Annotated in this window: 12 protein-coding genes; 9 read left to right on the forward strand and 3 right to left on the reverse strand. The window is 68.8% G+C overall.

The window, feature by feature from the left end; genetic code table 11:
• The coding region (locus ACFW2E_RS31870; RefSeq protein ID WP_384470818.1) for a DedA family protein at window positions 1-573 on the reverse strand (573 nt) is incomplete at its 3' end.
• Window positions 570-1,301, reverse strand: a complete 732-nt coding sequence (locus ACFW2E_RS31875; RefSeq protein WP_384470821.1) for a class I SAM-dependent methyltransferase — start codon at window positions 1,299-1,301, stop codon at window positions 570-572. The genes ACFW2E_RS31875 and ACFW2E_RS31870, both read right to left, overlap by 4 nt.
• Before the next feature lie 110 nt (window positions 1,302-1,411).
• On the opposite strand from ACFW2E_RS31875, the gene ACFW2E_RS31880 reads away from it, so the two are divergent.
• From ACFW2E_RS31880 to ACFW2E_RS31905, 6 genes are all read left to right on the forward strand, one after another.
• Window positions 1,412-2,548: a sensor histidine kinase gene (locus ACFW2E_RS31880; RefSeq protein ID WP_384470824.1), complete on the forward strand. Its 1,137-nt coding sequence runs from the start codon at window positions 1,412-1,414 to the stop codon at window positions 2,546-2,548.
• On the forward strand, window positions 2,545-3,195 hold the full coding sequence (locus ACFW2E_RS31885) for a response regulator (RefSeq protein WP_384470827.1): 651 nt from the start codon (window positions 2,545-2,547) through the stop codon (window positions 3,193-3,195). The genes ACFW2E_RS31880 and ACFW2E_RS31885 overlap by 4 nt, the downstream gene beginning before the upstream one ends.
• Window positions 3,196-3,894: 699 nt before the next feature.
• Window positions 3,895-4,872 (forward strand): zinc-binding alcohol dehydrogenase family protein, encoded by a 978-nt coding sequence (locus ACFW2E_RS31890; RefSeq protein WP_384470830.1) that lies wholly within the window; start codon window positions 3,895-3,897, stop codon window positions 4,870-4,872.
• A 311-nt stretch (window positions 4,873-5,183) separates the two neighbouring features.
• On the forward strand, window positions 5,184-5,696 hold the full coding sequence (locus ACFW2E_RS31895) for a nuclear transport factor 2 family protein (RefSeq protein WP_384470833.1): 513 nt from the start codon (window positions 5,184-5,186) through the stop codon (window positions 5,694-5,696).
• A gap of 236 nt (window positions 5,697-5,932) precedes the next feature.
• Complete coding sequence (locus ACFW2E_RS31900) at window positions 5,933-6,253, forward strand: transposase (protein WP_384470836.1); 321 nt, start codon at window positions 5,933-5,935, stop codon at window positions 6,251-6,253.
• A 10-nt stretch (window positions 6,254-6,263) separates the two neighbouring features.
• The gene (locus ACFW2E_RS31905) at window positions 6,264-6,917 is read left to right on the forward strand and encodes a TetR family transcriptional regulator (protein WP_384470839.1); all 654 of its coding nucleotides are present in this window, start codon (window positions 6,264-6,266) and stop codon (window positions 6,915-6,917) included.
• Window positions 6,918-6,951: 34 nt separating this feature from the next.
• On the opposite strand, the gene ACFW2E_RS31910 is transcribed toward ACFW2E_RS31905, so the two are convergent.
• Window positions 6,952-7,272, reverse strand: a complete 321-nt coding sequence (locus ACFW2E_RS31910; RefSeq protein WP_384470848.1) for a transposase family protein — start codon at window positions 7,270-7,272, stop codon at window positions 6,952-6,954.
• Between ACFW2E_RS31910 and ACFW2E_RS31915 the strand changes: the two genes are divergently transcribed.
• From ACFW2E_RS31915 to ACFW2E_RS31925, 3 genes are all read left to right on the forward strand, one after another.
• Complete coding sequence (locus tag ACFW2E_RS31915) at window positions 7,216-7,350, forward strand: hypothetical protein (RefSeq protein ID WP_384470851.1); 135 nt, start codon at window positions 7,216-7,218, stop codon at window positions 7,348-7,350. The two genes, ACFW2E_RS31910 and ACFW2E_RS31915, sit on opposite strands and share 57 nt — an antisense overlap.
• Before the next feature lie 287 nt (window positions 7,351-7,637).
• Window positions 7,638-8,189, forward strand: a complete 552-nt coding sequence (locus ACFW2E_RS31920) for a DUF6232 family protein (RefSeq protein ID WP_384470842.1) — start codon at window positions 7,638-7,640, stop codon at window positions 8,187-8,189.
• Between the two features lie 46 nt (window positions 8,190-8,235).
• Entirely contained in the window at window positions 8,236-8,577 is a 342-nt protein-coding gene (locus ACFW2E_RS31925) for a hypothetical protein (RefSeq protein ID WP_384470845.1), read from the forward strand.
• The last annotated feature ends 1,015 nt before the right edge of the window (window positions 8,578-9,592 follow it).

The following is a 9,592-nucleotide window of genomic DNA, read 5'->3' on the forward strand; positions in this document are numbered from 1 at the left end:
GCGGGCACGGGCGGCACCTCCGGCTGCGCCGACGCCGGCTGCTGCTGTCCATCCCCCGCCGGCGCCGTGGGGCCCTGCGCAGGCGACCGCCGCGTATCCGGCGCCGGCTTCTGAGCCCGCCCACAGGACCGAGGCCAGCGCGCTGTACGGCGCGATGCGCCGGTAGGGCAGGTGGACGGCGCCGGCCAGGTGCGGGCCGAGGGTACGGACCACCGGCAGGAACCGGCCGATGAACACGGCCCGACCGCCGTGCGCATGCATGAGGGCCTCCGCCCGCCTCCAGGCCGTGCCAGGGACGCGGCGCCCGAACCGCCCTGCGCGCATGCGGCCTCCCAGGCGGCCGGTGCAATGGCCGAGCGCGTCGCCGACCACCGCGGCCAGCGCGGCGACCGCGACGACGACGGGGAGGTTCAGGGGGCCGGTGCGGGCAAGGGCACCAGCGGTCAGCAGCAGCGTGAAGGACGGCACGAAGACGCCCACCAGCAGGGCGGACTCGGCCAGCACGGCGGCGGCCAGCACCCCGTACGCGGCCGTGCCCGACTCATGGCTGAGCAGGACGCACAGCACACTCACTGCGCCGTCCCGACCGTGTCGGGGCACGAGTCGCACACCGCGGGCTCGGCAGCGTGGGCGCGCAGGCGCCACACCCTGGCAGGCGGCAGGTTGCCCCACACTGTCCTGCAACCGGTCGTGTACCGGCCTCGCTGGCGCGCCAGGACTGCTTGCACAGCCCGGTGTCGGCGTACCTCGGCCCGAGAGGCCGCCAGGGCGCGCAGGGGACCGGAGCCCAGGTAGGCGAAGTAGGTCAGCACCCCTCCCGGGCGGAGCAGTTCCCGGTACCGGCACATGATCGTCTCGACTTGGCCGGGGGCGAAGTTGGTGAAAGGCAGCCCGGAGACGATCACGTCGTAGCGGCGGTCGGTGACCAGTTCCTCGACCGGGGTGTGGTGGACTCGCACCCGCTCCGGACAATCCGCCAGGAGCGGATGGGCGCGGACCAGACGACACAGACGGCCGGCGAAGACGGCGTTGGCCTCCACGATGTCCAGGTGGCTGCCCGTGCTCAGCAGAGGGATCAGCGCACGGGTGACCGCCCCCGTCCCCGCCCCTGCCTCCAGGACCGTCAGCCGCCGCCCGGCCTGCTCGCGCAGCGGCTCGACGAGGGATCGGGCCAGGCGTCGGCTGCTGGGGGCGATGGCGCCGGTGGTGCGTATGTCCCGCACCGCCTCGATCAGGAACGTCCAGGCCTCGGCGTGACGCTGAGCGGGAACATGCTTACAGGAGGTGGTCAAGTCGTTCATGGCCTCGACGCTAGGCACGGTCCGTGCCGGGGAGATCCGCCGATCTGCGATGAAGGGGGGCGACGAAAGTAGGGGGTGCCTCGGCCGACGGGCTGCCTAGGCTTGGCCCGGTGAAAGACACGAAAGAGATGCGCTGGCCGTGGTGGGCGGAGAGCGTGATGGTGGGCGCGGTCTCGGTCCTGTCCGCGCTGGACGCCGTCCTCGCTTCGGGCGGCAGCCACGTCACAGTGGTGGTAGGAGTCGCGCTGCTCGGCGCTGGTGCGGTGGCGTTTCGGCGCCGGCGGCCGATGCCGAGCGCCGTGGTCGCCACGGCTGTGGCGGGCGAGTATGGCCTGATCCTGCCCCTGCTGGTCGTCGTCTTCGAGTTCACCGTGCGGGGACGTGGCAGGCAGGCCGTCTGCTGCGCGGCCGTCGCCACGGTGCTGAACGTGTTCGGCAGGACGCAGCTGAGTGTGTGGGCTTCCCGCTCGTACGGCTCCGCCCTGCTGCTGGCCCTGGTCCTGACTCTCGGGATGTGGGCGGGCAACAGGCGCCGTCTGGCCGACGCACTTGCCGCGCAACTGGATCATCTTCGCACCGAGCGCGACCTGCGTGAGCGGGCCACCCGGCTGTCCGAACGGACCGCGATCGCCGCCGAGATGCACGATGTCCTGGCCCACCGGCTGAGCCTGATCGCCCTGCACACCGGTGTTCTGGCCAACCGATCGGACGCGCTGCCCGCACCGGTCGTCGAGCGCCTCGCGCTGTTGCGCACGGCCTCCACCGAGGCCCTCAACGATCTGCGTGACGTCCTCGGTGCCCTCCGCACCCCCGGACACTCGGAGCGTGTGCAGGACCGGGCACCGGCCCTGCGGCAGGTCGACGACCTGATCGAGCAGGCACGCGCCGCGGGCCAACACGTCGAGGCGGCCGTCGACGGCCGGCCGGAGCACGTGCCGGCCGCGCACCGGCTCGCGGTCTTCCGCCTGGTCCAGGAGGCCCTGACCAACGCTCGCAAGCACGCCGGCAACGCCCCGGTCACGCTGCACGTCCACTACGGGCCGCCGGCAGTCGAAGTGAAGGTCACCAATGCCACCGGCAGGCGTGTCGAGCGTCCGGCGCCGTCCGGCTTCGGCCTGGTCGGCCTGCGTGAACGCGTCGAAGCCCTCGGCGGCAGCCTCCACGCCGGGCGGGCCGGTGACGGTGCCTGGCACCTCCTCGCGCGCATCCCCCACTCCGCCATCGGACAGAACGGCCCTCTCTCGTGATCCGCGCCATGATCGTCGATGACGACGCCCTCGTCCGGCTCGGCCTGGCCGATCTCCTCGCCGGCGACGACACCATCGAGGTCGTCGCCCAGGCCGTGGACGGCCTGCACGCCGTTGAACAGGCCATCGCACACCGCGTCGACGTCGCCCTGGTCGACGTACGGATGCCGCGCATGGACGGCATCACCGCAACCGCCCGGCTGCGCGCCCTGCCCCACCCGCCGAGGGTGATCACCCTGACCACGTTCGACCTCGACGAGTACGTCTACAACGCGCTCGCCGCGGGGGCTGACGGTTTCCTGCTCAAAGACTGCGATCCGGCGGAGATCCTGCGTGCCGTCCACCTGGTCGCCGCCGGGTCGGCGATGCTCCATCCCGCAGCCGCCCGCCGCCTCATCGACCGCTACCACCACACGGCACGCCCTGCGGGAGACCGGGCTCGTGCCCGGATAGGCCGCCTCACCCCGCGCGAGCGCGACGTCCTCGGACGGCTCGCCCGAGGGGAGACCAACGCCGAGATCGCCGCTGCCCTCGGCATGCGGGAAAGCACCGTCAAGGCTCACGTGAGCCGCATTCTGACCTGCTTGGAGCTCTCCAACCGGGTCCAAGCCGCACTCCTGGCCCGTGACGCCGACCTCACTGGCTGAATCGGCACCGCAGCCGTCACTGCGGCAGCCGATGATTCATCCGTCCAGGTCGGGTCCTCATCCCCACTACCCGACCGTGTCGCTGATCGTGCCAGAGGCTGCCCCATGCAAGACCTTGTCGAAGGCGATGTCCGAGACGCCGGCTCCGCTGAAGCCCAGAGGCGGAACTGGCCCCGCCATACCGCTGAGCCTGTCCTCGACCGGACCCTGAACCGCGTCTAGAGCTCGAACGCGGTGCGCTGGAATGTGGGGCGCCATGGAGGTCGCACAGCAGTGGCCGCTCGGCGAGCGTGGTGACCAGGAAGCGCACCAGGTCCGCGGAGGCCAGGCCCCTGCGGTGTGCGAGGCGCGCGGCAACTGCTCGGGCCCAGTCACCGTGCCCCTGCCACATGCGGGGCTTCCATGAGGTCGTTGGCCCGCTGCGCCTTGTGATCGGCCGAGCGGGCGCGCTGGAAGCCAGGTCGATGAGCCGCACCACCCAAGGTAACGCAATTTGCATGCGTTACCCACCTCAACCCACCCTGCAATGGAGCAGATTTAACGCAATTGAGTTGCGTTGACAGCGCAATCCGATTGCGTTAACTTTTTCGATGCAACCGGCGACACAGCCCCGAGGGCTCTCGGTAGCCGACGACCACCCGGACGGCACTTCCGTCGACCGGGGCAACCAGATGAGATCGAAGCAGTTCGGAGAGTGACATGCGTGCAATCGTCATCAACGAATTCGGCGGACCGCAGGTTCTGACCGAGACGGAGCTACCCGATCCCCGGCCGGGGCGGGGCCAGATCAGCATCGACACCACCCACGCCGCGGTGGGCCTGGTGGATGTGTTCTTCCGACGGGGAGACCTCGCCGGACGGCCCGACCTGCCCCAGCCACCCCTGGTGCCAGGCCTGGAAGTAGCCGGAACCGTCCGCGAACTCGGCGACGGAGTGACCGGCTTTCAGGTCGGGGAACCGGTCGTCACCCTCTCCCAGGTCAGCCTTGGCGGTTACGCCTCGGTCACCCTCGCCCAGGCGGCCATGACCATCTCCCTCAAGGACACGGGTGTGGACCCCGCGCAGGCCGTCGCCGCCCTGCCCAACGCCACCACCGCCTACCTCGCCCTCACCCGAGTGGCACATCTCCAGAAGGGAGAGAGCATGCTGGTGCACGGCGTGGCCGGCGGCCTGGCCGCCCCCTTTGTCGCGGTGGCCCGTTCCCTGGGCGCTTCCCGTGTCACCGGCACAGTCTCCTCCCCGGCTCGGATCAAAGACGCCGAACTCCTTGGTCTGGACGCGGTGTTCACCAGTGACCGGTTCGTGGAGGACCTGGACGGCCAACTGATCGATGTCGTCGTCGACCCCGTCGGCGGTGACGTACGCGCCGCCAGCCTGGACATCCTGGCGCCCCTCGGTCGCATCCTCCTGCTGGGCCACGCCTCCCGCACCCCCGACACCCCAGTCACCGGCGACGACCTGTGGCACAGGAGCGCAGGCATGCTCGGCTTCGAGGTCGGGGGCTTCCTGCACGCCAACCCCGGCGCCGCCCGCCCTGCCGCCGAGCAGGTCGTCAGCCTTCTCGCGAGCGGAGAACTGACGCTACGGGTCGACGAACTTCCTCTCTCCCAGGCAGCGCAAGCGCACCGACTCCTCGAAGAGCGCCGGGTCCCGGGACGCCTGGTGCTGACCGTCTGACCGGCCTCACCCACTCTGCACACCAGCCATCGTCGAGGCAGGACCGAATCCCGCAGACGCGAGCACTGCCTGGCGGGCGCCTCATCGCAAGAAACCTTCACCTTCCGCGACCCGCGGCGACCCCCGATGTTCGGCGGTCCCTTCCGGTGTGGCCGAGCCCGCAACCACACATGCTCGCGACACCACGCGCCATGGCCCGCACGCCCGCATACCCGCATGCCCGCGCATACAGCCGGGCGTGCCCAGTAGCCGGTCACCAGCCTTCACCACCGCCACCCACAGCGTTTCTTCGCAGCGCAAGGACAAGACACATGACTTCAGAAACCGACGTCCGCTACCTCCTGGACCGGATCGCGGTCCAGGACGTCATCGCCAGGTACGGCCTCGGACAGGACCTGCACCAGGGCAACAACACGGATCAGGACCTGATGGCCCAGTGGGCCGAGGTCTTCTCCCGGGACGCCGTCATCGACGCCTCCGACGTCGGCCAGAGCTCCGAGATCGGCCTCGCCGACTACATCGACTTCATGCGCGGCACGGACCGCAAGGGCACTGCGGGTCTGGGCAAGTTGTTCGGCCTGTGGCAGCACCGCGAGGGCTACGCGACCGTCGTCGTCGACGGCGACCGGGCGACCGCGACGTCTCCCTTCTTCCACACACATGAGACGCGAGACGGCCGCGCCAACGTCATCCACACCGGTCTGTGGCACGACCGCCTGGAGCGAAGGCCGGAGGGCTGGCGAATCGTCCACCGCCGCCTGGAGAACGGTTTCTTCCACACCTTCGCACGCATAGACAACCCCGGCGACCTGCTGGAGCGGTAACCGCGCCGCCCGACGGTCCGACAGAGAAGTGGTGCACCAGCGCGCTGCGGGCGGCACTCGGGACGACTGTCGGTTGCCGGACCGATCGCGAGGCGGCCCTGTTCGCGCACCCGGCTGTGCCACCAACTTCGCACCCATGTCGCGGGCAAGGGCAAGCGTCGCAGCATGGGCGAGCGCGACTTCACCGCGCTGATCGACGGCACCCACCAGCTCGTCAAGACGCCGATCGTGCTGGTGTGGACCGGCTGAACAGCCACTTCTTACACGCCATGCGCGAGTTGATCGCCGAGTGTGAGTGGCTGACGGTGTTCCTGCTGCCCGCCTACTCGCCCGGCCTCACCCCCATCGAGGGGGTATGGGCACACGTCAAACGCGGCCTGGCCAACCTCGCCGTCGTCGCCCTGGACCGCGTGGAAACGCTCGCCCGCAATCGGCTCAAACGCCTCCGGTACGGCCCAGACGCCCTCGACGGCTTCACCACCGGGACCGGCTCACCCTCGACAGCGCGATGTCACCCTGACGAGCCGAAGTTCAGTAACGCATCCGCCGTGCGATAATGTGTGGGGTATGCAGCGAAGAGCCCGTTCGGAAGAGGCCAAACTCCGCCGCGCCGAAGACATGTTGGACGCCGCACGTGCACTGGCAGCCGACCGTGGCGGCGTCCGTCACATCACCCTCGCGGCCGTCACCGAGGCCGCCGGCCTGCACCCCTCCGCCGTCCGGCGCTACTTCGACAGCAAGGAGGAACTCCTCCTCGAATTGGCCGAGCGCGGCTGGAATCAGTGGCGCGGCACCCTAACCGCTCACCTCGCCGACGTCAGTGACCTCACCCCGGACCAGACCGCAGCCGTGGTGGCAACCACGTTGGCCGCGCAGCCACTCTTCTGCGACCTGCTCACCCATGTACCACTCAGCCTCGAAGGCGAAGTGGGCCTCGAGCGCGCCCGTCGCTTCAAGACCAACTCATTCGCCGCCTTCGACGCCGTTGTCGAAGCCCTGACGACCGCCGGCAGCATGACCGCCGCGCAGGTCCAGGATCTCATCACGGTGGCGCTGGGACTGGCCGCCAACCTCTGGCAGGTCTCCCACCCCACCCCCACACTTGCCGAGCTCTACGCACAGGAGCCGCGCTGGGGGCACGTCGCGCTGGGCTTCGAGCCGCGGCTCACACACCTCCTGCAGGCCACCGCCCGTGGCCTCGCCGCCGCTGAATCCGCATAGCTCTTGCCCGGGGCGCACGGTGCCCTTGCCCCCGTCAGGGTCGTCCGACCTCCCGCCATCTCCCCACCGGGCCCTGGCCGGACCTCACCCGAATCGATCCGCCAACCCAAAGGTTTGCCGGTCCCTGCCCCATATGGTCCGAAGGCAGGAGCCGCTTGGGAAGCAGAAGGTCGGGACGCGCGCCGACAGCTTGCAGCACCTGCGGCGAGGCGTCGGCGATCCACTCGCCGACCGCCGGCCGGCACCTGACCCCCGCCAGTAGCGCGCACTCGGTGAGCGCGAGCACGACGACCAGGGCGTGTCGTACTCCGTGCGGATCACGCGGATCGGGCCGCTCGGCCAGCCGATCCAGCAGGCCCGGCGCGCGGGTGCGACCCGCGTGCCGGGCCTGCTGGCCGCCGAGTTGGTCAAGAGCAGGTGGGATCGGCGATGACGCGTCGGCGGGCACGGGCTTCCACTCGGATCACGGGGCGTCGAGAACTCCATGATCTTGGGAGTCCGTGGCTATCTCGTTCCCGGGTGACCGCTGAGCCGACGGGTCATCACGAACCAGATCCCTCCCAACTACGCTGAAACCCTGGCCCCTTGCCACCCACCAGACGCCATGGCCCCTCCGCCTCCAAATCCCGGAAACGGGTTGTTGACGCAATGCCGTCGGAGGATACTTCTGGACAGTGAATTCCAGAGCCAAGTCCGCTCAGGGGTCGGGGGAATTGCCATATGGCGAAGAAGCGGGTCGGCCACATCACCATCAGTCGAAGAGTTGTTCAAATAGGCCATGAAGCCTACCCCCTGGCGAATATCTCCAGGGTGCAGACCCTGCGCATCCGGTGGGCGGGAAAGCTCGCGACGCTCCATCCAATCCAGCAGATTCTCCCCTTGATCATCCTCATCGTCGCGGCTGTCATGATTCCGCCCCGGCTGCCTTCCGAGGTCGACCCCGACACCGCGCGAATCGCGCGCGAGGCGGCTGACATTGTGATAGTCGCGGGCAGCGCCGGAGTGGTCATCCTGCTGACCCTACTGCTGTACCGGCTGTTTTTCCGGCGTATCCGGTATGCCCTCATGATCGAAACGGCGGGTACCCAGTACACAGCTTTGATGGGCGCCGATCTGAACGAGATCCAGCGCATCAAGGGGATCATTGTCGACGCCATCGAGGACCCGCCGTTCGAAGCCATTCACGTGGATGTACGGGGAGACGTCGTGATGGGCGACAAGGCCGATCAGCAGTACAAGCAGACCGGCTCAGGGAATCGCATGTTCAGCTGACGGAATTTGCCTTACGTATCCCATCGAACACCGAAAGGGCGAACGCATGTCGGATTACGTGCGCGGGGACAAGGTCACTGGGACCCAGTACAAGCAGGTCGGCGATCACAACGTTCAGGCGGTCAACGGCGCGGGCCTCTCCCGCGCCGAATTGGACGCCGCGGTCGAGGAGCTTCGCTCCTTCATCGTCGACCTCCACAGTGCCGGCATGGTGTCGCCGGACGGCACGGTCGTCGACCCCGGAGCCGTCGTGGCCGCCGTGCACTTGCAGCCGCGCCGTCTCCAGGCCCTCGGCCGCGCCGTCGCCGCCGGCGCCAAGGAGGCCGTCCTGGCGGTGGTCCAGGGCGGGGTGGCCGCGCTGGTGGCGGGACTCGTACACCAGGTGTGAGCACCACGCGCGACGAGGGCGTCGTGGCTTCGACGGCACCCCAGGGATCTGGGGAGCCAGGGCGGGAGTTGCACGGCGCGTTTTCGTTCCGCAGACCGGCGATGCGCCGACGGCACTCGGCCCCGTTTCCTCGTTCTCCTGCACGTTCTGCATGGCGTCGTCATCATGCAGAACCAACTCCCACGACGTCCGCTCGCTCCCCCGGGGCTCGCGTGATCACACACCGGACTTCAGGCCACTACGCCGGCGTTCTTGTATCCGGGCACTCGCTCCGACGCCGGGGCGAACGCCCAGGTCAGGCGGGAGCCCGCACACCACTTCTCCGGACGTGACCCTGCCGTCAGGGAAACTGTTCCATTCAGGATTTCGGCCGATCAAATTCCTGGGATGCTGCCAGTTTGCCCCTGCGGGAATTTTTGGCAGCGACAGACCGTTCATGTCCGCAATTATGCACTCACGCAGATCATGGAATCTCTCGCCCCCCAACTGCGTGGCCATTCGTGATGAGTTCGCGATCCGCATCCAGATTCGCGAATGAGCGAAGAGCCATGCCTCCTCCCATTTGTGCTCCGAGCATGAGTACGGGATTACGGGCGGGACGGTTAAGCAGACCGTGCACGCAGGACTGGTCAAGGAACCAGCCCTGCAGCAGTACCGCCTGCCGGAACGGCCCGAGCGCCGCGAGCTCCTCGGCATCCCGACACATCGCAGTGAGCGGCAAGCGGCAAGCGGCAAGCGGCAAGCGGCGCCAGGTACTCCGCGAAATGGCGCGGAATGTCAAACGTGACAGCTTGGACGCCCAGGGCGCCCAACTCGTCGAACCGCAGCGGCGAATTTGGGCGGGAAGGCGGACTTCTCGTCGGCGTGGTTGAGCCGATCGCCGCCAATCCACCTGCGGGTGATGCTCGACTTCTTGCGTGCGACGGCCGCCGCCGGCCGACGGATCCCGTAATAAGCGATGCGGAGGCCGAAACGCCGGCCATGGCCGGCGGCCACCGTCCAGAGCGCCCCTCAC

This window comes from Streptomyces sp. NPDC058964, from assembly GCF_042741275.1.
In the GTDB taxonomy this organism is placed as follows: domain Bacteria; phylum Actinomycetota; class Actinomycetes; order Streptomycetales; family Streptomycetaceae; genus Streptomyces.